The 23,382-nt window shown below is 64.6% G+C and carries 25 protein-coding genes; 14 read left to right on the plus strand and 11 right to left on the minus strand.

Going from position 1 to position 23,382, the window contains the following annotated elements:
• The first annotated feature begins 128 nt into the window (after positions 1–128).
• Together ABIC47_RS17355 and ABIC47_RS17360 are read left to right on the plus strand one after the other, a co-directional pair.
• Positions 129–1,016: a hypothetical protein gene (locus tag ABIC47_RS17355; protein WP_354482366.1), complete on the plus strand. Its 888-nt coding sequence runs from the start codon at positions 129–131 to the stop codon at positions 1,014–1,016.
• A complete protein-coding gene (locus ABIC47_RS17360; protein WP_354482369.1) occupies positions 1,013–1,690 on the plus strand; it encodes a hypothetical protein in 678 nt (225 codons plus the stop codon). Before ABIC47_RS17355 ends, ABIC47_RS17360 begins: the two co-directional genes overlap by 4 nt.
• Positions 1,691–2,174: 484 nt before the next feature.
• Here the strand turns inward: ABIC47_RS17360 and ABIC47_RS17365 are convergent, their stop codons facing one another.
• Entirely contained in the window at positions 2,175–7,322 is a 5,148-nt protein-coding gene (locus ABIC47_RS17365) for an NACHT domain-containing protein (protein WP_354482371.1), read from the minus strand.
• Positions 7,323–7,535: 213 nt separating this feature from the next.
• Between ABIC47_RS17365 and ABIC47_RS17370 the strand changes: the two genes are divergently transcribed.
• A complete protein-coding gene (locus ABIC47_RS17370) occupies positions 7,536–8,573 on the plus strand; it encodes a DUF4062 domain-containing protein (protein WP_354482374.1) in 1,038 nt (345 codons plus the stop codon).
• A gap of 87 nt (positions 8,574–8,660) precedes the next feature.
• Here ABIC47_RS17370 and ABIC47_RS17375 read toward each other — a convergent pair whose 3' ends face one another.
• The 5 genes from ABIC47_RS17375 to ABIC47_RS17395 all read right to left on the minus strand — a co-directional run bounded on the left by ABIC47_RS17375 (position 8,661) and on the right by ABIC47_RS17395 (position 11,821).
• Positions 8,661–9,260: an HK97 family phage prohead protease gene (locus tag ABIC47_RS17375; RefSeq protein WP_354482377.1), complete on the minus strand. Its 600-nt coding sequence runs from the start codon at positions 9,258–9,260 to the stop codon at positions 8,661–8,663.
• On the minus strand, positions 9,253–9,708 hold the full coding sequence (locus ABIC47_RS17380; protein ID WP_354482380.1) for a hypothetical protein: 456 nt from the start codon (positions 9,706–9,708) through the stop codon (positions 9,253–9,255). Before ABIC47_RS17380 ends, ABIC47_RS17375 begins: the two co-directional genes overlap by 8 nt.
• A gap of 227 nt (positions 9,709–9,935) precedes the next feature.
• Entirely contained in the window at positions 9,936–10,661 is a 726-nt protein-coding gene (locus ABIC47_RS17385; protein ID WP_354482383.1) for an alpha/beta fold hydrolase, read from the minus strand.
• Positions 10,662–10,809: 148 nt separating this feature from the next.
• Positions 10,810–11,250 (minus strand): hypothetical protein, encoded by a 441-nt coding sequence (locus ABIC47_RS17390; RefSeq protein ID WP_354482385.1) that lies wholly within the window; start codon positions 11,248–11,250, stop codon positions 10,810–10,812.
• A 259-nt stretch (positions 11,251–11,509) separates the two neighbouring features.
• On the minus strand, positions 11,510–11,821 hold the full coding sequence (locus tag ABIC47_RS17395; RefSeq protein WP_354482388.1) for a putative quinol monooxygenase: 312 nt from the start codon (positions 11,819–11,821) through the stop codon (positions 11,510–11,512).
• A 216-nt stretch (positions 11,822–12,037) separates the two neighbouring features.
• On the opposite strand from ABIC47_RS17395, the gene ABIC47_RS17400 reads away from it, so the two are divergent.
• Entirely contained in the window at positions 12,038–12,394 is a 357-nt protein-coding gene (locus tag ABIC47_RS17400) for a glyoxalase/bleomycin resistance/dioxygenase family protein (protein WP_354482390.1), read from the plus strand.
• 28 nt (positions 12,395–12,422) lie between these two features.
• Here ABIC47_RS17400 and ABIC47_RS17405 read toward each other — a convergent pair whose 3' ends face one another.
• On the minus strand, positions 12,423–13,313 hold the full coding sequence (locus ABIC47_RS17405) for a helix-turn-helix transcriptional regulator (RefSeq protein ID WP_354482392.1): 891 nt from the start codon (positions 13,311–13,313) through the stop codon (positions 12,423–12,425).
• Positions 13,314–13,370: 57 nt separating this feature from the next.
• Here ABIC47_RS17405 and ABIC47_RS17410 point away from each other — a divergent pair, with 57 nt between their 5' ends.
• Together ABIC47_RS17410 and ABIC47_RS17415 are read left to right on the plus strand one after the other, a co-directional pair.
• A complete protein-coding gene (locus ABIC47_RS17410; protein WP_354482395.1) occupies positions 13,371–14,579 on the plus strand; it encodes an MFS transporter in 1,209 nt (402 codons plus the stop codon).
• Positions 14,580–14,592: 13 nt separating this feature from the next.
• Entirely contained in the window at positions 14,593–15,081 is a 489-nt protein-coding gene (locus ABIC47_RS17415; protein WP_089875937.1) for a nuclear transport factor 2 family protein, read from the plus strand.
• A gap of 29 nt (positions 15,082–15,110) precedes the next feature.
• On the opposite strand, the gene ABIC47_RS17420 is transcribed toward ABIC47_RS17415, so the two are convergent.
• Positions 15,111–15,689: a TetR/AcrR family transcriptional regulator gene (locus ABIC47_RS17420; protein ID WP_354482398.1), complete on the minus strand. Its 579-nt coding sequence runs from the start codon at positions 15,687–15,689 to the stop codon at positions 15,111–15,113.
• A 76-nt stretch (positions 15,690–15,765) separates the two neighbouring features.
• On the opposite strand from ABIC47_RS17420, the gene ABIC47_RS17425 reads away from it, so the two are divergent.
• Positions 15,766–16,542 (plus strand): SDR family NAD(P)-dependent oxidoreductase, encoded by a 777-nt coding sequence (locus tag ABIC47_RS17425; protein WP_354482401.1) that lies wholly within the window; start codon positions 15,766–15,768, stop codon positions 16,540–16,542.
• A 63-nt stretch (positions 16,543–16,605) separates the two neighbouring features.
• Here the strand turns inward: ABIC47_RS17425 and ABIC47_RS17430 are convergent, their stop codons facing one another.
• Positions 16,606–16,947: an EthD family reductase gene (locus ABIC47_RS17430; RefSeq protein ID WP_354482404.1), complete on the minus strand. Its 342-nt coding sequence runs from the start codon at positions 16,945–16,947 to the stop codon at positions 16,606–16,608.
• Between the two features lie 209 nt (positions 16,948–17,156).
• On the opposite strand from ABIC47_RS17430, the gene ABIC47_RS17435 reads away from it, so the two are divergent.
• From ABIC47_RS17435 to ABIC47_RS17455, 5 genes are read left to right on the plus strand one after another with little or no spacing between them, the layout of a single operon-like run.
• Positions 17,157–17,567, plus strand: coding sequence for a VOC family protein (locus tag ABIC47_RS17435; RefSeq protein ID WP_354482407.1), 411 nt, complete (start codon positions 17,157–17,159; stop codon positions 17,565–17,567).
• A gap of 17 nt (positions 17,568–17,584) precedes the next feature.
• Positions 17,585–18,172, plus strand: a complete 588-nt coding sequence (locus tag ABIC47_RS17440; RefSeq protein ID WP_354482410.1) for a TetR/AcrR family transcriptional regulator — start codon at positions 17,585–17,587, stop codon at positions 18,170–18,172.
• Between the two features lie 35 nt (positions 18,173–18,207).
• Positions 18,208–19,128, plus strand: a complete 921-nt coding sequence (locus ABIC47_RS17445; RefSeq protein ID WP_354482413.1) for an arginase family protein — start codon at positions 18,208–18,210, stop codon at positions 19,126–19,128.
• Positions 19,129–19,181: 53 nt separating this feature from the next.
• Positions 19,182–20,117, plus strand: a complete 936-nt coding sequence (locus ABIC47_RS17450) for a S1C family serine protease (protein ID WP_354482416.1) — start codon at positions 19,182–19,184, stop codon at positions 20,115–20,117.
• A gap of 29 nt (positions 20,118–20,146) precedes the next feature.
• A complete protein-coding gene (locus tag ABIC47_RS17455) occupies positions 20,147–20,638 on the plus strand; it encodes a DUF2199 domain-containing protein (protein WP_354482419.1) in 492 nt (163 codons plus the stop codon).
• Between the two features lie 23 nt (positions 20,639–20,661).
• Here the strand turns inward: ABIC47_RS17455 and ABIC47_RS17460 are convergent, their stop codons facing one another.
• A complete protein-coding gene (locus tag ABIC47_RS17460; protein WP_354482422.1) occupies positions 20,662–21,315 on the minus strand; it encodes a hypothetical protein in 654 nt (217 codons plus the stop codon).
• 57 nt (positions 21,316–21,372) lie between these two features.
• Positions 21,373–21,987: an N-acyl homoserine lactonase family protein gene (locus ABIC47_RS17465; protein WP_354482425.1), complete on the minus strand. Its 615-nt coding sequence runs from the start codon at positions 21,985–21,987 to the stop codon at positions 21,373–21,375.
• 148 nt (positions 21,988–22,135) lie between these two features.
• Here ABIC47_RS17465 and ABIC47_RS17470 point away from each other — a divergent pair, with 148 nt between their 5' ends.
• Positions 22,136–22,765: a dihydrofolate reductase family protein gene (locus ABIC47_RS17470; protein ID WP_354482428.1), complete on the plus strand. Its 630-nt coding sequence runs from the start codon at positions 22,136–22,138 to the stop codon at positions 22,763–22,765.
• The gene (locus tag ABIC47_RS17475) at positions 22,765–23,337 is read left to right on the plus strand and encodes a dihydrofolate reductase family protein (RefSeq protein ID WP_354482431.1); all 573 of its coding nucleotides are present in this window, start codon (positions 22,765–22,767) and stop codon (positions 23,335–23,337) included. Before ABIC47_RS17470 ends, ABIC47_RS17475 begins: the two co-directional genes overlap by 1 nt.
• Positions 23,338–23,382: the final 45 nt, after the last annotated feature.

Raw genomic sequence — 23,382 nt, forward strand, 5'->3', positions numbered from 1 at the left:
TTGGCCATACGAAACAATCGCCTTTCCGCCGGAACTCTTCCACTTTGCACGTGTGCTGCCCGCCTCTCGGACGCCGGTCGCACCGCGTGGCGGACTCGACGCGTGCGACCGCGATTGTGATGGTGAGAGTGGCGAACGAGGCGTTTCCGGCGTGGTGGCGCGGTGAGCCTCACTTGCCGCCCGCGACATGGAAGTACACCTTCGAGTTGTTCACCAACGATGAGACGGCGGACGAGTGGGCCCTCGCTGCCGCGATCTTCATCGCGCAGTATCGCCGCCGCAACTCCTGCGGCCCGACATTTCGCGAAGTGTTCGAGCACCTTCTAGAGGACACGCGCGGCCTTCCCGGCCCCCTGCCGAGGGAATGGGACCAAAGTGAGCGTCGCCGCGCCACCGGTGGGTTCCGAGGGCAGGTGATGCTGGATTGGCGTCGACGAGGCTTCATCGGGTTCGACAGACACGTCACCCGCAGCCTTCGAGTAGGACCACATTTTCGTGAGCGCTCCCGTAGGTTGCAGGCCGCCAAGAAATTGAATCGAGGAGGCGTCGGTGAGGGGTATGCAGTTGAACAATCGTCTCTGCGTGCGGCGACCACGCCGTCAATCGAGCGCCCAAAGGATGCCCGGCGCGGTGGCGACACCAAAATTACCTTCCAAGAAGGATTCGATGCGACCCTGACGAGCGACGAGGTAATCGCTCGACTACGCGTCACTCCTGCCTACCTGGCACGGCTGCTCAAAGCTCATTACCTCCATGCAATCGACCAGGACGATGGGTTGCGATTCCCAGCCTGGCAGTTTTCCCACCAGTCGAATCGCCCCGTTGTGCCCGGCATCGATGTTGTGTCGATTGCCATTCCGCGGGACTGGCCGCTGCCCAAGATCAATGCGTTCATGCTCTCGCCCCACGCTGCCCTGTCGATGGACGGTAAGCCGCAGACGCCGGCACGCTGGCTGGATCTAGGCGGGGATCCCGTCAGGGTAGCGACGCTCCTGCACGAGACCCAGGCGTCATGACCATCGATAAGTCGCTCCCGAATGCACGGGACTCGGTGTCCCCCGGACACACCATCAGAGAGGACGACACAGCAGCCGTTGCTGACGCGCTCACGCAGCTCATCCGTGCTGCGCGCACTCGTTCTCGAGATCCCAAGTTGGTGAGCGCTCTGCTTCGTGCGATGGCCGAATTCCTGCAGGAGCAGGGCGCCGACGCGGCTATCAGCACATCAACAAACACCAGCGCCACCTCCGATTCCGCTGACCAGGCGAAGGACGGCACCATTGGTCGCAACACCGGCATGTCGATGTCTCCAGCTTTGAGAGCGCGGGTACAAGCAGTCATCGCATCGTTGAGCGACGACGAAGCTGCCCGCAACCTCGGCATCGGCACCCGTCAAGTACGTCGACGTGCTGTCGCCGGCAGTCTGTACTTCTTTCGAGTGGGACGGAGAAGGCGCTTCCCCTGCTGGCAGTTCGTGGGCGAACGCCTCGTGCTGCCAGGCCTACGATCCATTGGACCAGCAGTTCCACGCTACTGGCCACCCGAAGTCGTGCACGCATTCATGACCACCGCCCACCCGCTTTTGCAAGGTCCGGGTGGTTCGACCTCTCCGGTGCAGTGGCTCGTCTCTGGCGGCGAACCCGCCGTCGTTGCGAGTGTCCTCAGTTCAGAACGCGGGGAAGAGGGTTGATGTGAGATTAGAGAGCGGTGGAGAGCGCCCGTGGCTTCGCGCTCACGAGACTGCAGCGGCACTGCCGATTGCCGCTGTCGTTATAAGACTTCGGGCGGTCTTGGGCGCCAAGCTCGTCGCGTACATCGCGAACGTTAGTGCCACTAAAGTCTTGCGCGCTTGGGCGGAGGGAAACGAATCTCCGGGGCCGGACAGCGAGGAGCGACTTCGAACAGCCGTTGAGGCGCTCATTACGCTCGAGCAGGGACTCGACCCCGTGACCATCGGTACGTGGTTCCAGGGCATGAATCCTCTTCTGGGCGATGAGTCGCCAGCCCGATTCATCCGGAACAGCGAGCCGGTCGCCGCTAGAGATGCTCTCGTGGCAGCGAGATCGATGCTGCTCGAGTAGAGCGATCGACGGTGCGCGATGACAGAACATCCACGGCGCCATCTCTCGACTACCAGCCGGAAGGCCGATTTCACGCGACATCAAAGACGGTCGTCAGTCCGTTAGGCCCGAGATGCGTTCCTCACCGGCGACCACAAGATGGTCAACAATTCTCTGCCAACTCTGGCCTTGTGGCGTTGCGCGCGCCGCGGAACGCGTTTCGCTTAGCCACTCGGGTAGGAAGTACGAGTGGCCCGCGATCGCTGGGGTGTCGACGCGAACCAGTTCTTCTACCCAGGGAAGTCCATCGCTGACCTGGCATTCCATGCTGGCAAGCCGGAGGAACGCGATAAGTTGGTCGACGCTCTCTCGGTGCCCGGCGCCATAAGGTACCCATCGGGGTATCTGGGGCGCGATCTTGTCGTAGTCGATCCAGACGATTGGAGTGGCGTCCAATTCGCGTAACAAGTAGCTGTTGTCGTGGGCAATATTTGGTATCAACGAGGCGATGCCACGCGCTGCCAGAAAGCCGCTACCCACTGGAACGTGGCCTAGGTCCATGAGGTCCATCGCGTGCTTCATGAGTCGCGGCCATACCTCGATCGCTATATCTGCCGCACTCTGGTTCTCTTCCGCGGCGGCTGCGATCGAATCCATGAACTCATCGAGTAGGTCAGTGCGGTCAATGAAGCCTTCAAGCATACGAAAAAGCAGGCCTGGGTTGCCGTTGGCCGAGAGGAGCAGCAAAGCGCGGGCAATCGTTAGCATGTCCGTTTGGCTGTGTTGAGGTCCGAACTCGTCAATCCGTCGCGTTGCGCAGTAGCTGGTGACCAGTGCTGTCAAGAGTTGAAGTCCTTGACGACCGATGGCGTCGTTGCGGATTGCAAGTCGCTGAAGCCCGCGTATTCCCGGGATGAGACGTTCAGCGATTACCTCCCCGGGTGAAGCCTCCGCGAGTGCCAAATTAAGAGGACCATCAAGACGCCCGGTCGCTCGGGTTTGGCTCTCCCTGTCCCACGGGCCAAGCACAGCACCTCTTAGAGACTCTTCAATGAGCGAAAACGCCAGGGTGTGCGTCGACTCGCCGTTCGGCAGGTCGATGGGCTCCGAGCGCCAGAGATGATCAAGCGATCGCGACCAGACCAGTCGTCCATCAAGGGAGCCGCGGGTGGCCGCCCACCTATTAGCGTCTACGACGCGTTCGACTGCTTCGCCTTGATTTCCGCTTAGCATCTGGCGCAACTGATCTGCTTCGGGTAGCAAGAGCAGCGCGACGGCCCTACTCGCTGCAATGTCTGGAGTGTGGCTGAAGTACGCGAATTCGTCGGCCGGGTGCTCGGGCCCTGCAGCGAAATCTGATGCGACGTCGAGCAGGAGCTCGGCTGCCCACAGCAAGTCGCCATCGTCCACAAGGTCACCCCGAATGAACCGCCTCTCAAGGACGGAGCAGGCGAGTGCTGAGCACGCCTCGGCGATCACTTCGCCGTCGAACTCTTCTGTTCGAACAAGCCCGCGCGCAGTGGTGACATCGCTGTGCAGATCCGTCAAGTCCACAGCGGGCGGGCCAGAGAGAGAGTGTCGTGCATAGTCGTATCTGTTGACGAGTCCATAGGCTTCGGACATGCGTTGGGCCTGGGTCTGGCTGGGCCCGAGGATTTCAGCGACCATGTCCGGAACGGTTCCCTCAATGAGCACGCCCTCATCGGCTTGCGTCACTCGCAGAGATGATCGACGTAGCGTTGAAGCCCACCCGAGCACAGATGCCAGTTCGCGCCGAGCCCACTCTTCCTGTTCTTCATCGGGATTGAGGTCCAGCTGAATCCGCGCATTCTCCGTAAGCCGGTCCGCGACGGCGTCGAGTTCCTTCTCTCGCGCTGTGTCAGCGTTCACCGCCATCATCATTGACACTTCCCTGAAGGACCATTGGCGCCGCTCTGGCGCAACCACATGGTCCGACCTCCCGAAGGTGAGCCCGGTGCTTTCTTGTACCACCCGTGAAAACTCGAGCCCCCAAATCTTCGGTTCTTCGAGGTACGGGTCAAGAAGGGAGCCGACGGAGTCTAGGTGTCTAACCAGCATGCCGACCACAAGGCCAGGCATGGCCAGGTTGGCGCAGTTCGCCATGAGCAGTTCGACAAGTCGCGGAAGGGTTATGCCGGCAGCGATCAGCTGGTCGGCGACTATTTCAAGCGCCTGAAGTGCGCTCATGCAGGGATACGGGCCGACCCCACCCCCGCGGTACCAGAACCAGACATTGGCATCGCCGACGTAGGACCTCGCCTCGCCCGTAATGGACAATGTCGCAGAGTTATCCGTAAGGGGGTCACCATCTGCTTGCCAACGCCGGAACCCCTTGATCCGACAAAGGGCGGCATGGTTCAGCAGTCTGGTGACGAAGGCAATTCCTCCAAGAAAATCGCTCTGCAGCATGGCAAGGAACGGGCCGTGGAAAGCAGAACTAAAGGGGACGACGCCGTTTGAGTATTCGTGAGGTCGGACGCCTTCTTCTCTGCCCCCCCAGCCGAATTCATCGTCCTCAGGATGGACATCGTCGACGTAATACGCCTCTGCCAGCTCCACGAGCAGTGCGGGGTTGTACGACGCGAGAGAGCGTCCCGCGAACAGTGCATCCACTGCCGGCTGGAGATCCGCGGGCGCGTTCTTGGCGATGCGCCGAAGAAGAGTCTCACCAGTGTCCCCGAGGTCCGGGCCTAACAATCCCAGCTGTTCTACGATCGCGTCGTCAGTCAACTCTCGTGGAAGATGTAGCCGACCTGCTCTGCGCCGGCGTTCGCGCGAGCCGGAGCTGATGGCTGGAATCCGTCGCGTTCGCGCGTCGCGCTCAGCGATCTGCTCGGGTGATCTAGCGGCCAGTGCCTCCCGGGCCGCTTGCGCCACCTCCTCGGCCTCGGCATCCGCCTTGACGACGCGCGCAGCGATCCGCTCCCGCACGGTTATGCGAACCGCATTACCTGCGGGCACCTTCAGGATCACAAGCGACCTAAGCCAGTCGCGGATTAGTTCTTCGACTTTCCTGTTGAGCTCGCGCGGCCAGCCATGCTCCAGGAGCGAGGACACGAGTGGCTCGGCAATAGCGCCGTCGACGACGCCGCCTGAACGGTGTCGTTGCTGAATTACACGGAGCACTCGCGCGAGACCCGCGCCGCTATTCTCAACGAGGGACGACCAAGCCGGAGCAAGTAGCTGCCTTGCCCCTTCTAGCGGGAGCGCTGCTTCTGCAGGCAGGTCCGCCCAGCGTTCACCGAAGCCGGCCTCCGGCAGTTTGTCGAACTGGCTCTGCAGGCGTTGGAATCGTCCCGCCTCCGGGTTTACGGGCGACTCGCTGGCCGCAAGAAGAAACTGCACAGCCATTCGAGCCGCGGGCAACGCCCATCTCGGGGCAGAAGCGGCAATCAGCTCAAGGACGGGATCTGCGTTTGACAGCAGAACCTGGGCGACCGCGTATTGCCGCAGCTGCTCATGAAAGAACTCCGGAACCCGCTGCCAAGGTGACGTCGAGGCCGGGCCAAGCAGTCCATCACGGCGGAGAGCGTCTACGACGTCGAGATCCAGACGATCAAGCACCTCGTCGTCATTCAGTCCCCCGAGAGCGTGCTGGGCCAGTAGCTTCAGCACTCGGTCGCGAGCTTCTGGTGCTCCATGGTCACTTCGCTCGTTGCGTCGCACGAGGACTTTCCAGACTTGCGCCATCGCATCCGTCTCCGTCGTGACGCCAGAGCCTACATTCGCACGAGCAAGCAGGTCAGCGATTACGGGACGCCGCAAAAGCTCGGTCGATCGCTCGGAGGCGCGCAAACCGCGAAGACTTCTAGCTACCGAAACGACTACCTCAAGTTCAGCATCGTCGAGGGGATGAACCCTGTGCTCGACTACCTCGGCGGCGTTGCCGAGTTCCGCTTCAACCGCACCCATGGAATCGGTAGTGGTAACAGCGACCAACTTCACCTTGGCTGCCCGCGCCGCCTGGACCACCCAAGCAAACGAGGTGGAAGAGGCTTCTGCAACGTAGTCGGCCCCATCGATGATGATGACGCGAGTCGACGCGTTCATTACCGAGAGGAGATCGGCCAGAGGGGCACCAAGTGAGATGTCAAGGAGGCTACCGAGATCCGGCAGTTGCCGCAGATTCAAGTAAATAGCGTCGAACGCGTCGGGGTTCACCGTCCTTTCGGCATCGATTGCGCTCAGGATGAGGGAGCTCTTGCCGGCTCCCGACTCGCCGTGGACGAGAACGGTCTCTTCAGTCCGAAGAAGTGCTCGGATTGCATCTCGAGCCACTTGGCGCTCGAGGTGCACGCCGGGCGACTCGGAAGTCTGTCCGATCGTTGACCGAATGGAGTCGCGCGCGAATTGCTCTTGCGCAACGAGAGTTGTCCACCCTCGGTGGAATCGAGTGAGATCAGTGCTCACCAAATCGCGGACATCGCGAAGAAGGGTCATCCGGTCCACCGTTCCCGCCTGCGGCCCATAGCTTGCAGACAGGGCCTCCAACCGGTCTCGCAGAGCGCGAGCCCCCTCGAGGTTGCCACCGCGTGATCGATCCTGCAGCGCGTTGACTAGCTGCTCCCAATCGGTGAGGTCGGGCGCCTCGTACCGGGGCTGGAAAATTGTCAGCCGGCGCAACAGCCGCCAGACCATCGACCTGGATTCGCCTGGATCGTTCGGAAGGCCGAGGGAGGTGAGCGCCGCCGTGACCAAGTTGACAACGTGATCGAGCCTTATGCGAACGGCTCGCTCGAACCTTCCCCTCTCGGCGACCAACTGAAAGTAAGCGTCCTCAGAGGACGTTCGCGCTAAGGAGCAGAGCGCTGCAAGCTGACCCGCCGCAGTCTGCGGTCCAGCAACGACCAAAAAATACTCTTGGTCGGAGCCAATCTTCTCCGCTTGGACGAGCGAGCGAATGTAATCGGCGAGAAGCTTCCGCGTGTCTTCATCGCTAGTGGTGATTCGCGGGTGTCGACGAATGCCGACCGCAACAGTGAACGACGGCGAGGCGTCATCCGCATCCTGTGCGCGGATGACGAGGTCATCGACAGCCTCGGTCGGGGCTTGTTGAAAGGCGACCTGAACGACCCGGCGCCCACCGAGGCCTGGACCCGTTTCGTCATTCAGTAGCGCGGCTAGGTAGGAAGCCGCAACCCGTCGTTCGAAGGTAACTCCCCCGCCCCCTGTCGAGTAGGGGCTGCTGACCGCAGCAGATTTCCCACTACTTGGCGCGCCCCCGTCCTTCGCAGCCCCCATGGCATCCCTTCCCACACGTGACAGGCGGAGCGCCGATCCACCTCAGCGCACATTATTGCCTGGCGCACCCGGCGAGGCGCTTCTCGCCTGGCTAGGTGCGTGCGCGACCCTCAGTATTCCAAAAGACAGCCCTCGTCGCGTGACGATTCCGCGCGGGTCCGACTAGGTCCGGGTGAAGGACGCACTGGTATCAACGTCGATAGCATCGATCGCATGGATCGGCGCTACCAAGTCTTCATCAGTTCAACCTTCACAGACCTCGTCGACGAGCGCCGCGAAGTGATGCAGGCTCTTCTTGAGATGGACTGTCTCCCGGCTGGCATGGAGCTTTTTCCCGCTGCCGACACCGACCAGTGGACTCTCATCAAGGGCGTCATTGAACAGAGCGACTATTACCTAGTGATCCTTGGCGGTCGGTACGGATCTACCACCGAGGAAGGCATTAGCTACACGGAGATGGAGTACGACTACGCCGTTCAGCTCGGCATCCCCGTGATGGGCTTTGTGGTTTCGGAACCCGACGCGATCGCTTGGGGCAAAACCGACAAGAACGACGCCGCTGCCAAAAAGCTTGGCGAATTCCGTAAAAAGGTTCAGCGCAAAATGACGAAGGAATGGGACAACGCTGAAGATCTCGGTTCCAAGGTCACCCGTGGCCTGATGCACCTAATCAAGACCAACCCGCGACCTGGATGGGTACGCGGTGACCAAGCCCTCACTCCGGAAACCCGAGCCGAAATCGCAGAGCTAAAAGCCAGAGTCGCCCAGTTTGAGAAAAAGGAAGCAGAGAACTCCACGTCGCAGCTAATTCCGATTGACGAACGCTTCGCCTACGGCGATGACCAGATTGAACTGCATGTCGTCCACAAGGGCTTCTTCTTCAAGTCGGCTTCTGAGGACGGGTCGCTCACCTATACCTGGGATGACATTCTCGAAGTGCTCGGCCCGTTCATGATCGATGAAGCGCCTGAGCCGTTGCTGCGAAACACGTTCAACAACCACATGCTTCTGGAGATTCAAAATGGCACTGACGGCGACTGGAGCAGGGAATGGAACGATCAATCCGTGGAAATTTCCGACAAGTCATGGGGAGCAATCATCGTCCAGCTCAGAGCCCTCGGAATGATGACGATCGGAACCAAGAAGCGGACAGCAGCTGACAAATCCGTCTACTGGAAGCTCACTCCGGCCGGCGATCAATATTTGGTGTCGCTGCGGGCCATTCCGAGCGCAGTCATCAACGTTCACTAGGGCTCGCAGGTCGTTCCTCGCTCAGGCAGCAGCCCACGCGCTGTGACTTTGTCGCGAGCGCTAGTTCTCCCACCAAATATCGGTTCGCTAAGTGGTCCGGAGAGGCGATTCGCGGATTCCTGGGCATGCTGTCAGGCAGCGATCGCAAATCGGGCGGGCGTCTGCCGGTAGCGGACCGCCGAACGCGGCTTCTACGTCCGCCCGAGCTACCGGTCGGCTGGTGATACGCGCATCCGGGAAGTCAGGACGCTCCACCACGCTGACCTCAAAGAATTTCGCCTTGGTGATCACTCGAACCGCCGGCTTCCCGTCGTACAGTTCCCCTGGGATATGCGGGCACTCCCAAAGGTCCCCCTCGCAGATCGAACAGTGACTTTCCTCGATCTCTACGGCGACGCTAAGGCCGAGCCGGATGTGGCCCAGAGCAACTGGGCAGTCCTGGGTGTAGTCGTCGCCGTTCTCAGTAAAGAAGCAGAGTTCGGGCCGAGTGTGCCGAATGTGCTGACCAACCTCATCTAGAGTCCGATGCGCGACATCGAACTCCGGTTCATCATCCAGGCGATCGATGGCAGCGCGGGCGCTACGCCGAAGCGCCACCAAATCGTCGTCGGACGCGGAATTCGGGTCGATTCGATATTCAGCGAGCAGTCGTTGCACGCCGGCAAGCCGACTGGCGCCGTCATCCACGGGCACCATCCCCATACCCGAGGCTGCGCTCAAAGCTCCGGGCCGCGTCGATTGCGGTCTCGCCGTCGCCGTCGAATGCGAATTCGTGTACTGAACCGTCCGGGCCTTGCACATTCCAACGAATATGGGCCGTCGTCCTACCGCGCGTGCTCGCGCCGAACACACGCATCAGGACGTCGGCTAGCACGTTCCCCGCGCCACCAGCGAGAACCTGAAGCCCGAAGTCCACGATGGGGAGCCAGAGATCGGCAGCATGATGACTAACTTCGCGCACGCGATCCGGTGTCTCCAAACGGACCGGGTATCCCGCACTGCGAAGGATCTTCACGAACGGCAGAGTTGTCGCAGGATAGACCGGGCCATCGCTATCTGGAGTGGAGAGTTCGCCCGGCAGCCCGGAAACGACGACGATACAAGTTGGGTCCCAGTCCGTTGATCTATCCGTCATGGACACAGTCTGCACGTTGGCACTGACGATCGCCCTCGCGACCCGTCCCCATTGGCATCACTAGCGCACGGCCGGCACGGAGAGCCACCCAGCTACGCGTTCTGGGCCAGATAGAAGGGCGTTCCGGTAACGAGTCATGCTAATAGGGGCGGACATCGTTCCGTGCGAGGGGATTTCTACTCAACGTGATAATGCTCGTCACCAGTAGAGGACGGCGCAGCGCCGGGTCAGCCCTGCGCGCCGCCACTGCCGGCCACGGCGCGTTCGATGACGTCCACGACGTCCTGCGGGTTGGTCTGCATGACCAGGTGCGGCGCCTTCAGCTCGGTGACGTCGGCGATGCCGGCCCGGGTGTAGCCGAACCGTTCGACGTCGGGGTTGATGGTGTGGTCATCAGCCGAGACGATCCCCCACGCCGGCTTGGTCTTCCATGCGGCCGCGGACGCCTCTTCGGCGAACACGGATGCTGCCAGCGGTCGCTGGGAGACAGCGAGGACCTCGCTGACCCGCGCGTCGAGGCCCGCGGCGAAGATGTGCGGGAACGCGTCGATCTTCACGGAGACGTCGGAGCCGTCCTCTTGGCCCGGAATGGGGAACGGCGTGAAGACGAGGTTTGCGATGAGCTCTGAATCGGGGAATCCTCCCTGCAGCTTCGAGATCGTCTCCCCGGTATCGAGGGCGTAGCCGGAGACGTAGACGAGCCCGACGACGTTGGCCGCCTCACCCGCGATCGTGATGACCGCTCCCCCGTACGAATGCCCCGCGAGCAGGACGGGTCCGTCGATGTGCTCGACGAGAGCCCGGAGGGATGCGGCGTCGGCAGCGAGGCTCCGCATGTACAAAGGTGGTGCGATCACGGTGTGGCCTCGATCGAGCAGAAGGCGGGTGACGGGCGCCCAGCTGGCGGCGTCGGCGAACGCTCCGTGGACGAGGACGATCGTTGGTGACGGCATGACATTCTCCTATCGCTCTGTAATTGGTCAGCAGGTTGGCCTGCGATTGGTCGGCAGGGTAGCCTCGGCCAATCCTGGGCGGCAAGCGAATTCTTGCTGAACCACGTCGTTGAGCATGGCCGTGCAGTGGACCTTGGAGAGCGGCTCCTCAGTTGATGGTGTGAAGCCGCGTGGCTGCGAGCGCGACGAACTCCGAGCCCCAGCCGGGGTTCTGTGACCAGATGGTCTCCTCCGTGTCCGCGATGTAATCGGCCGGGGCTCCCCGTGTGGCGGGGCTGGTACCAAGCCGGAGCTCCACGTCGGACGCCGTGAAGCGGAGCGCACCCTGCTGCCTGAACAGCGGATGAAGCGTGACGGTGGTCTTGTCACCGAAGGTGGACGCCGTGGCTCCCCCGAGCGTCCAGTTGTACCAGGCCCCCTTCGGAGTGGTCGCACCCAGATCAACGCTCGATACGTCCGATGCCACAATGAGTGCAGCATCGTACGAAGGAATGCTCCCCTGGCCCAGAATGACGCCCAGTCGACCGCGGTGCACGACGAGGCGAACATCGAACAGAAGGAACTCCTCGAGGCTCGATGCGTCAGCCATGTCTACAGACGGAACCGGGAGCTCGCTTCTGGACCTGACCTGAAGCTCGTCACCGAATGTCGCCATGGCAGACCATCTCCCCCTTTTGCTGCGTGCACTGAGAGCCCGGGTCGACCGGGCACGTCCTCGGCGGAGGGATGTGCCGCATCCGTCCGCTCAGAAGCTATCACCCACCACAAACTCCCCTGCCGACTCTGGCTCACGTCGAACAGGGCGGAATGCGCGCTCGGGGTCACGCACCCTCACTGCTCGATACGACTCAGTCGCCTCCCTCATGCTTGACGGCGAGGAGGTCGACGGTGTTCAGCTCAGGGTCCTTCGCCAGCAGATTCGGACCCACTTCGCCGAGTGCCTGTGGGATCGCGCCGTTCAGGTGCGCTTGCCGCGCATCCTCATCGGCGAAGGTGTCGAAGATGCCGAAATGGGTGTCGTCGATCTGGAAGGCGTACCAGGTGCGGGTTCCCGGCTCCTGGTCCACCACGGCTTTGCCCCCGATCAAGAATTCCCTCATTTCCGCCGCCTTGTCGGGCTTCGCTTCGAGCAGCGCCAGTACACCGAGCGTGAGTTCCATGAGATTCTCCTATCGGGTCGGGACGTCCCGACATCCGAAATCGGAGGCGTCAAGCCGGACGGTACCCCTCGGCGGGTGCGGCGGCCATTGCTCGCTCGTCGCGACGCAACGCGCCACTCCCCCGCTATTTCCTGGTGGTGGTGCTGCTCACACTGGTATCAGCGGTACTGGACTCTGATCTTCCCTGCGGGTGATGCCCCTCTTAGCCTCGTTGCCATGACCGCAATCATCGACACCGTGATGTCCCGCATCGAGGTCACCGACCTCGATGCGGCGCTGCCCGCCTACGAGACGCTCGCCGGCCCCGGCGACGTTCGCCGACTGGAGTTTCCTCAGTTCCGCATGGCGATCGTCGGCCCCTTCATGCTCATCGAGGGGACGCCGGAGCAGCTCGCTCCCTACCGCCGAGCTGCGACGATCATGGCCGCCGACCACGAGGCGGCCGTCGCCGCATTCACGGGCGCAGGCGGTCGCGTTCTGGATGGTCCGACACCGTCGGCCGGCGGAATGCGCACCATCGTCGCAGACCGGGATGGGAACCCGTTCGAGGTGTTCACGCCCGCGTCGTCCTGAGCACGCGCCAGTCGCAACGGCATCAGGTTCAGCCGGCGTCGAGCTCGTGGACGCCACCATACGGAATGAAGCGGCTCCCGAGCTTCTCCGCCGTCTCCTCGTCGGCCGGGAGGAACACCAGCATGGCGAGATCGTTCTGCTCGGCGACGTCGAGCTTGACGTAGTCGAGGTGCAGGACTCCGAGACGATCGTGGCGCAGCTGTTTGCGGGCGGGTTCGAACCGCCGCGCCTGCTGTTCGCGCCAGAGTTCCGCGAACCGGGGGCTCGCCCCGATCAGGACATCACGCAGTTCTCCCCCGCGTGGGTCTTGGGGGTGCTGGGCGAGGTTGATCCGGAACTGACCCACCAGTTGGCGCGCCTCGGCCTCCCAATCCACGAACAGGTTCCACGACCGCTTCTGGGTGAAGGTGAGCCAGAGGATGTTGCGCTCAGCGACGGGACGTTCGTCGTACCCGCCGAGGAGCTCCGCGTACATGTCGTTGCAGGCCAGGACGTCCCACCACACGTTCGTGACGTAGGCCGGATTCGGTTGCATGGTCTGCACGAGCCGTCGCAGTGCGTCATTCACCTGGGGAGGCTCCGGCGCCGCCGTCGGCAATGCCAGGCCGGCGAGAGTGAACAGCATGTCCCGGTCGTCTCGGCCGAGGCGGAGCGCGCGGGCGAGCGCTTCGATGACCTGCCGACTCACCCCGATCTCCCGCGCCTGCTCCAACCAGGTGTACCAGGTCACGCTCACACCGGAGAGCTGCGCGAGCTCCTCGCGCCGCAATCCGGGCGTCCGCCGTCGAGGGCCTCGAGGAAGGCCCACCGAGACGGGGTCGGTGGCTTCCCTGTGGGCGCGGAGAAAGGATGCGAGTTCATGGCGTTGGATCACATCGGACAATGTCATCACTCCTGACGGCGGGAAGCCTGGTGGCATTCATACCAGCATAATCACAATCTGTACCAGGATAAATAGCGGCAGCACCATGATGGCATGACCATTCACACCACCTCTCAGATCCGCTCCCCCGAGCAGAGCCTGCGGCCGGATCACTGGGTCTTTCCCGTCGTCCTGTTGGCCGTCGGCACCTTCGCGATCGGAACCGACTCCTTCGTCTTGGCCGGGATCCTGCCCCAGCTGGCCAGCGGGCTTCACATCTCCGAAGGCGCGGCCGGCCAGGTCGTCACCGCTTTCGCGATCACCTACGCCATCGCCGCGCCGTTCCTTTCGGTGCTCACTCACCGGGTACCACGGAAAGCCTTGATAGCGATCGGCCTCGCCGTGTTCGTCGTGATGAACGCCGCCGGCGCGTTCGCGCCCACCTTCGCGGTCCTTCTCGTCACGCGCGTCCTGTGCGCACTGGGGGCGGCCAGCTTCACGCCCACTGCGAACGCGGTCTCGACGGTTCTCGCCGGATCGGCGGCCCGCGGTCGCGCCCTCTCGATCACTCTCGGCGGTATCGCCCTGGGCACGGTGTTCGGTGTGCCTGTGGGAACAGCCATCGGACAGCAGCTCGGCTGGCAGGCCAGCCTGCTGTTCGTCGCCGCAGTCGGCCTGGTAGCGCTCATCGCCCTGTCCGTCGTCCTCCCCCACCTCGCCGGCGAGGCGGTCGTTCCCCTCCGCCGGCGCTTCGGCGTGATGGGAGACCCGCGAGTCGTCCTGGTCGTCCTGGTGACGGCGGTCGCCACCGGATCCGGCATCCTCGTGTACACCTATATCGCTCCGATCGTGCACACCATCGCCGGGATCTCCGGTGGAACACTCGCGATCGCCTTGCTGATCTGGGGCGTCGGAGGCGCCGTCGGCGCCTTCGGATGCGGATGGTTCACCGACCGGATCGGCGCGGGGCCGACCTCCGCCCTCGGCATCGCCGTGCTCGCGGCGGCGCTGGCCGTCATCGCGTTCGCCGGCTCACCTGTCGTGGTGCTGATCGCGATGTTCTTCGGTGGAGTGGGCAGCTGGGCGTTCGTGGCCCCGAACAACCACATGCTCACCGGCCTGCACCCGACCATGGCGAGCGTCGTGATCTCCTTCAACTCGACGGGCACGTACGTCGGTCAAGCTGCTGGTGCTGCGGTGGGCGGCGTTCTGCTCGTGAGCGGCCTCGGCGCCACGCCCACCGTGCTCATCGCGGTCGCCGGACTGGTCGTCGCCGCCATCCTCGCGCTTGCAGCGTGGCGCGCTACCCGGGTACGCGGCTGAGGGGGTGGACGATATGGCACGCATCACGGACGCGGCAGACCCCGCCGCCCTTCAATACGTCCTCGACCGTCTCGCGATTCAGGATCTGATCGTCCAATACGCCTTCGGCCAGGACCTTCACGAAAACGGGGATAACGAGGTCCAGCAGCAGTGGGATGTCGTCTTCTCCCCCGACGCTGTCCTCGACTACCGCGCGGGCGGCGCAGCCGCAGACATCGACTACCGCACACTGATCGCCACGATGCGCGGGCCGGGAGGCACGATGTCGGGGCTCGAGAACTGGCAGCACTTCCAGGGCTTCGCCGCCGTCGACATCGACGGCGACACCGCCACCGCTCGCACCCAGCACCTGCACACCCACTCCGGAATGACGGACGGCGCGGGATGGAACCTCATGCAGACGGGATTCTTCGTCGACCGCCTCGAGCGCCGCCCCGAAGGGTGGCGGATCGTCCACCGGACCCTCGAGATCCTGTGGATGCAGACCTTTCCCGCTCTCTAGCCGACCGACGCCGGCTCGCACGCCCGTCCTCAGAGCGTTGATCGCGCCGAGACGGGCGTGCGGGTCCCGTCGATCAGCACACCCAGCCACGGATGCGCCTGCGCCCCGCGGCGCAGCCCTTCGGGAAGGCCGGCAACGACGGCCAGGAGATCGTTCGCCGTGATGTCCTCGCGAACCATGCCGGCCACTTGGGCATCCTCGAGGATCCTTTCCGTCTCCTCCTTCATGGGACCGCATGCGGTGGCGATCACCGACGCGTCGTCGCCGAGGGCCTCGACGAGCACGCTCCTCAGGCCGCGGTAGCCCGCGGGCATGCGATCGAACTCGGCCAACCATGCTTCGTAGGCCTGCATCGGTTCCAGCTCAGCACGGAGCTGCGCAGCTCGGTCGGCCAGGTCTGCGAATGTCGAGGCGAGCAGTGCAGCGAGCAGATGCTCCCGCGTGGGAAAGTGCCGGTACAACGTGCCCTTCCCGACCCCGGCGACGCGGGCCACCTCTTCGAGAGGCAGCGCCGTGCCGGTCGACGCGAACACCTGAGCACCAGCCTCCAGAAGGCGTTTGACGTTCCGTTCGGCGTCGGCTCGTCGCGGTCTCTCCGTCGTCGTCATGACCCTCCTTGCAAAACGGACGCGCCGTCCATATCGTTAATCGGACGTAGCGTCCATTTTACGCATAGGAGAGAACATGGCAGACCGCCTCACGGGAAAGACCGCCCTCGTCACGGGTGCGACGAGCAACATCGGCGCCGCGATCGCCGAACGATTCGCCGCGGAGGGAGCCACGGTCGTCGTTTCGGGGCGTTCCGCCGAGCGTGGCCAAGCGGTGGTCGACCGCATCATCGCAGCGGGCGGGCGCGGCAGCTTCGTCGCCGCCGACCTCGACGGGACCAAGCATGCATCGGAGCTCCTCGCCGACCAGGCGCGGGAAGCGCTCGGCGGCCGCGTCGACATCCTCGTGAACAACGCGGGCGTCTTCCCCGGCGGTCCCACTCCCGCCATCACCGAGGAGGCGGCCGACCTGGTCTACGCCGTCAACGTCAAAGCACCGTTCTTCCTCGTTGCCGCCTTGGCTCCGGCAATGGTCGAACGCGGAACGGGGAAGATCATCAACATGGGTTCCTGGGGCGCGCGGCTGGGTATCGCCGGCTCGGCGCTCTACACCTCCTCCAAGGGGGCGATCGAGTCGCTGACCCGCGCGTGGGCCGCGGAGTTCGGGCCGGCGGGTGTCAACGTGAACGCCATCTCCCCCGGGGTGATCCGCGAGACGGAACCCGAGCCGGGAGAGCGCGGTGAGACGCTCATGTGGGGCACGCCTGTCGGTGCGAGCGGCCGTCCGGACGTGATCGCGGCTGCTGCCGTGTACCTGGCAAGCGACGAGTCGGATTTCGTCCACGGCTCGGTCCTGGACATCGACGGTGGACGGACCGGTGTCGCCGTCCGCGGAGCCGCCCCCGCGGCCTGATGGGTCGGGTGACCTGCCCGGCAGCGTCGCCGGGCAGGCCGCGCTGTCACCGATGGGTCGGTGTCATGATGGCGTCACCGTGCGTTCCACCCGGACCGAGTGGATCCCTACCGTGGTCGGGCGCATGAAGTTCTCCCGCGCCCGATGCGCGCGTCGATATGCCTCGGTGTCGAGGGCCTGTGCCATCGCCTCGGCGGAATCGAAGGTGATCTCGACGACCGCATCGATCGGGTCCTCGGATCCGTCGTTGTACTGATCGACGACGTAATGCTGCCGATATGACTGCACCTGCGGCATCCGTGTGTACGTGGGCCCGTACTCGAGCTCCATGAAGTGACGGAACTCCTCGGTGCTGACTGTAGGCAGCTTTCGGATCAGGGTGATCAAGCGCAGCTGTTCAGACATGAGCGTCCGCCTTCCGGGAGGTGAGGTCGTCGGCGATGGATGAGTTGTCATGGGGTGCTGTGGTCACCTGACTGATGTTCGCAGCGTTCCGACACGTCATCCTGGTGCCGGTTGCACCACGCTGACGGCGTATCGCACGTTGACCGGGTGGGGTCCACGAGTTAGGTTAACGACGTTTACCTGATCAACCGCGTTTACCAAGGAGTCTCATGACCCAGCACGACCACGTCGGTCTTTCCGTAGCGGACCTCGATGCGCAGAGCGCCTTCTATGCGGCGGCCCTCGGCCTCAGTGAGGTCGAGGAAGAATTCTCGATGCCCGAGGCCGGAGTCCGGTCGACGATCATCCGCTCCCCGCAAGGGCTCAAGCTCGAGCTCACCGAGCGAGTCGACTCAATCCCCCAGCGATTCGCCGACCCGTACGACGGAGCCGGAATTCAGGGATACTTCCACTGGGCCATCGCTGTGGACGATCTCCAGACCGCATTCGACGCGATGCTCTCTGCCGGCGCTGACATCGTCAGCCCTCCGGCCGACGGTGTCCGGCCGGGCCAGCGCTTCGCATACGTGCGCGACCCCGAGGGCAACCTGCTCGAACTCATTCAACCCGCTCGGCCCTAAGCGATACGGTCACTCACATGACCGCCACGCCTCGCCCCGTCGGGCACCACCACGGAGACCTCCGCAATGCGCTCGAGGAAGCCGCCCTCGAACTGGTTGCTGAGCGCGGAGCGAACGGTTTCAGCCTCAGCGAGGCCAGTCGTCGCGCCGGTGTCACGAAGGCCGCGCCCTACCGTCATTACGCCGATCGAGAGGATCTGCTGGCATCGCTCGTTCTGCGCTGCTACCGAATGCAGGAACAACGGTTCGGCGCCGCGATGGAGTCCGCCTCCGATCCCGCAGACGCCCTCGCAGCCTTTGCCAGGGCGTACGTCCGATTCGCTGCGGACGAGAGCGCACTGTTTCAGCTCACCTTCGGCGGATCGATCCGAAAACAGGACCACCCGGACGTCCAAGAGGCAGGCGACAGACTGCTCCACACACTCACGGAGAAGCCCCGGGCGCTCGGCCTTGAGGCCGAACGCTCACTGGACCTCGTCCGGAATGTCGCGGCCAGCTCCCACGGGTTCGCCGTGTTCCACCTCGAGGGCGTGATCCCGGACCTTTCCTCCGCCCTCGATGCAGCGGAGGTAGCTGCCCGGCACTTAGCGAGCGATGTGTCCTGACGCCGCTGCCGTCGGGCACTCGTAAAGTGGTGGCGGTGATCACGATCGTCTCTGCTCCCACCAACCTGGGACTCCGTCCCCCGCAGCCTGGGAGCGTTCCCGGAGCGGCGAAGGCGCCGGAAGCCTTGGGTGAGGCCGGGATGTACGACCGGCTCTCCTGGACGGGTGCGCGGGACGGCGGTGTGGTGCTGCCCGGCCGCTACGTGGACGACGACGCGACGCGCGCACCGGGCCGCATCCGGAATCACGATCAGCTCGTCGATCACACCGGGCGTCTCGCGGAGCGGATCGAGGACGTCTGGGATGCCGGGCGCACTCCCCTCGTGCTCGGCGGCGACTGCAGTGTGCTCCTGGCCGCCGGGGTGGCGACCGCTCGGCGCGGACGCGCGGGACTGATCCACATCGATGGTCACACCGACTTCCGCCATCCGGGCAACAGCGACGCGTGCGCCAGCTTGGCGGGAGAAGACCTCGCAGCCGTCGTCGGCCTGCACTACAGCGAACTCGCCGACCCCGGGGCCCTCTCCCCCTACGTCGAACCACGCCGCGCCGCTCACTTCGGACACCGTGCGAACGATGAGCACGCTGCGGAAGCGCGCGAGCGGCTGGGCGAGGTCGTGCCAGCGGCAGCACTCACCGATTCAGGGGTCGAGGCGGTGAGTGAGCGGTTGCGGCGCGCGGCGGGCCTGGACTACTGGCTGCAGGTCGACGTGGATGTGCTCGATCCGTCGATCATGCCGGCGGTCGACAGCCCGGACGAGGGCGGGATCACCGCATCCCAGCTCACCGACCTTCTGCGAGCTCTCGCGCCGGATGCCGTCGGCGCCTCTGTGACCGTGTTCGACCCGGATCTCGACCCGCACGGAGACTATGCCCGCCTCCTCGTCGACATCCTGGTGTCCGGCCTCTCATCGCTCGGTGCTCGCAGCAGGCGCGCCGGGAACGGGGATCGGTAAGCCGCTGGCGAACGCTCCCCCGGGCGCAGGTTCTGGGCGCGCACACTCGTTGCATGTCGAATGCCGATGCCGATGCCGATGCACTGGACGCATACTCCACTGTGGTCGTGCGCGTCGCCGCCGCCGTGAGCCCGTCGGTCGCCGCCGTGACCGCGCGCACCGCTCGAGGGGTGGGCCTCGGCAGTGCCACGGTCGTCTCTGCCGATGGGCACCTCCTGACCAGCGCGCACGTCGTGGAGAGCGCGACGAGCGTCGATCTGGCGTTCGGGGACGGAACCCGCGTGCGGGCGCGGGTCGTCGGCAGGGACCCGCTCTCGGACCTCGCCATTCTGAAAGCCGACGAACCCACGCCGCCACCTGTGGAATTGGGCGACGCCGCCGCGCTTCAGGTGGGCCAGCTCGTCGTCGCTGTCGGCAATCCGTTCGGTCTGGCGGGAAGCGTGACAGCCGGGATCGTGTCGGCGCTCGGTCGCTCACTGCCGACCCGGGCCGGCCGGGTGGTCGACGAGGTCATCCAGACCGATGCCGCCCTCAACCCCGGCAACAGCGGCGGAGCGCTCGCAGACAGTTCGGCCCGCATGATCGGTGTGAACACCGCCGTCGCGGGCACCGGCCTGGGGCTCGCCGTGCCCGTGAACGCCACGAGCAGACACATCATGGAGACCCTCATGCGCGAGGGACGCGTGCGCCGCGGCTGGCTGGGCATCGCCGGTGCAGAGATCGCGTTGCAGGATGCGGTCGCGCGGAAGGCCGGCGCACGGACCGGCATCCAGGTCATGACCGTCGTGCCGAGCAGCCCGGCCGACCTCGCGGGTATCCGACCCGGCGACGTGCTGATCTCCCTCGACCGGACGCCGATCCACTCCGTGGCAGACCTGCAGCGCCTGATGATCGCGAGCACCATCGGACGTCGCCTCGAGCTGACCGTCTGGCGCAACGGCGCCCTCGTCGACGCGGTCGTCGAGCCCACCGAGCTCGCTGACGCGTGATCGGACCGGCGCTCGTTTAGTCTTCTGGCATGACGAACGCGGACTCGTGCGACCTCTGCGGCAAGCCCGTGGACCTCCACGACCGTCATGTGCGCTTCGTGAAGCCCGATCCGGTCGTGGACGCGGGAGACATCCCCGCGTCCGATGTCTGGATGACCGACGCGGACGCCAACGCCTCCGTCATGATGCAGGTGAACACCATCGGGGCGTTCGTGCGCGCCCTGCTGCCCATCCGCCTGACCGCCGGCCACACGATCACCTACGGCGTCTGGGTCGCCATCAACCCCGACGACCTCGGGCGAGTGTTCGATACGTGGTGGTCGGCGGAATACCCGGACCTCGTCGTCGATGGTCTCCTGGCCAACACCATCGAGCCGTGGGGGCTTCTGGGCGCGCCGGTGAAACTGAGGGTGATCGATCCGGACCACACGCCGTACTGTGTCGACAGCGTCGACGGCCGGATGCGCTCAGTCCTCACGGACGAGTGGGATCACAACCTCGTCCTCTCCGCGCTCAACTGATCGCAGGCGCCGACGCGTCGTGGTCAGAGCCCGTCAGGCTTCCGCCACTCGATGACCTCCAGGTCGGGCTGAGCCTCCAGACTGAGCATCAACCCCTCTGATCCGCTCACCTTCGTGCCCAGCAGATCCCAATCCGTCCAGACGAACCAGCTGTGATCCGTCGGCCAGAGGTTGCTGGGTGTCGCCCGGAATTTCCCGCCGTTGTCGGACAACAGCTCCGGGACCCGGCGCAGCGGGAGCTGGTACATGTTCACCGTGTCGAAATCCATCGTGGACAACCCGCCGAAATAGGCGATGCACTCCTGCTCGGGGCCGTCCGCCGAGTGGGTGGCGAGCACATCCAGCAGTGCGTCGAGGTCTTCGGCTTCGAGAGATCCTTCTTCGGGCGGCAAGATATTCGTGGGCCACGGTTGCCAGGGAAACCACGCCAGGCTCGGCGGTAGGTCCTGTGCGCTCGGATTCACCCCGAGGTCGGCCAGGAGCGGGACCCATCGCAGGCGATTCGCGTCGTCAGGCGCCGTGAGGGAGCCGAGCCCGGCTGTCCGATACATCCTGTGCAGTACCCAGCGAGACGCCGGCCAGCCGACCTGATCGAAACCTGTGGTGACCTGCCATTTCGGCAGAGCAGCAAACCACTTCAGCTCGCGGCGCGCTTGCCCACGACGCAACTCACGCATGATCTGAAACTAGCAGTCGACGCGATACCTCCCGCCGTGCCTGCCCTGGCCACACCGCTAGGCGGACCACGGCTCCGCGGCGTGCGCGAGCCACACCTGCTGCGGGTCGAGCGAGCGGATGAGGCGCTGGCCCTCAGTCTCCGGCGCGTCGAGTTCGCCGAACCACACGGCGGTGTCGCCGGCGATGACGATGGGCCGCTCCCCCGTCTCCACCACGACGATCTGCGAGCCGCGGGTGTGCCCGGGCGCCGGAACCAACCGGATGCCGGGCAGCAGCTCGAGTTCTCCGTCGACCGGCGTGTACTCGACGCCGGGCGCATCCACCCACTCCCGGATCGTGTAATCGTCCTGGGTGCGCGCGTCGTCGAGTTCGGCCCGCTGCACATAGATCGGGCGGCCCGGGAAGAGGTGGTTGCCGCCGCAGTGGTCGAAGTGCAAGTGCGTGTTGACGACCGCGGTGATGCTGTCGAGGTCGACGTCCGCGTGCTCGCTCAGAGGCTCCAGCTGCGGGTCCATGTCGGCGACGGCAGGATGCAGCGCGGTGAGCCCGGTGTCGACCAGGATGCGGCCGTCGGGGTGATCGATGAGGTGGACGAACACCGGAAGCCGCTCGTCCTCCCCCACGAGAAGGCTCGCGACGCGGACCGGAGTGACGGTGACGGACGTTGTCATGCGGTCACAGTACCGGCAGTGGGCACAAAAAATGCGAGGAATATCACCTCGCATTTCCAGAATATATCAGGCCAGGGGGCTTGCCACAAGAGTCCCCTCCCCCGGCAGACTGCACTCTCGGCCGATTCCAGCAGAAAGGCACAGCACCGTGAGCATCGTCGTCGCCAATCAGACCATCACCGCCGACGGGTACGCCGCCGGCATCAACCAGACCGAGGAGCGCCCCTTCGGCGAGGACGGCGGCGACGGATGGGGTGACCGGCTCCACGCGTGGATGTTCGACCAGGGCGACGAGAACCGGGCCGAGGTCGAGCAGATGACCGGCGCCCGCGCACACATCATGGGGCGCAATATGTTCGGCCCGGTTCGCGGCGAGTGGGACCGCGACTGGAACGGGTGGTGGGGCGACGATCCGCCCTTCCACGGTCCCGTCTTCGTGCTCACCCACCACGCGCGCGAACCGCAGCGGATGGAGGGTGGCACCACGTATCACTTCGTCACCGACGGCATCGAGTCGGCATTGGCGCAGGCGCGGGCGGCGGCGGCCGACGGCGAGATCTCCATCCAGGGCGGCGCGGACACGATCAACCAGTACCTCGCGGCTGGGCTGGTCGACGAGCTGCGGCTGCACATCGTCCCGTTCACGCTCGGCGCCGGTGCCCGACTGTTCGACGGTGTGCCTCCGCTGAACCTGGAACAGGTCTCCGCCCGAGCGGCGAGCACGGTCATCCACGTCACCTACCGGGTACGGCGGGATGCAACGAGAAGGAGCAAGTGATGGCGACAGTCCTCTACATGTCGGTTTCGCTCGACGGATACGTGTCGACGCCCGACGACTTCCTCGGCGGCACCGACGGCAACCGCCTGCACGACTGGTACGAACCCGGTGGAGACCCGGACGCGCTGACCGGCGAGGCGAAATCGCTCGCGGGAGAGCTCGACCAGATCGGTGCGGTGGTCACCGGCCGGCGCACCGCCGAGCTGATGGACCACTGGGGCGGCGACGTGCACAACGGCGTGCCCATCTTCGTCCCGAGCCATCGGCCGCCCGGCCCTGCAGCCCGCTGGGGCTACCCGAACGTCACGTACGTGCTTGACGGGATCGCGAGCGCGATGAAACAGGCGGTCGCCGCGGCCGGTGAACGCAACGTCTACGTCCAGGGCGGCTACACGGCGCAGAAGGCGCTCGAAGAAGGGGTGCTGGATGAGATCCAGATCCATCTGATCCCGGTGCTGCTGGGCGGCGGGCATCGCCTGTTCGACGTGCTCCCCGCCGAGATCGAGCTCGAAATCGTGAAGGTCATCGACACGCCGCACGCCACCCACATCCGCTACCGGGTGCTGCGCTGATCCCCTGACGCCTCCCTCCCCCGTTTCTCCACTGATTGGACCGCG

Source organism: Leifsonia sp. 563 (assembly GCF_040545055.1).
In the GTDB taxonomy this organism is placed as follows: Bacteria; Actinomycetota; Actinomycetes; order Actinomycetales; family Microbacteriaceae; genus Leifsonia.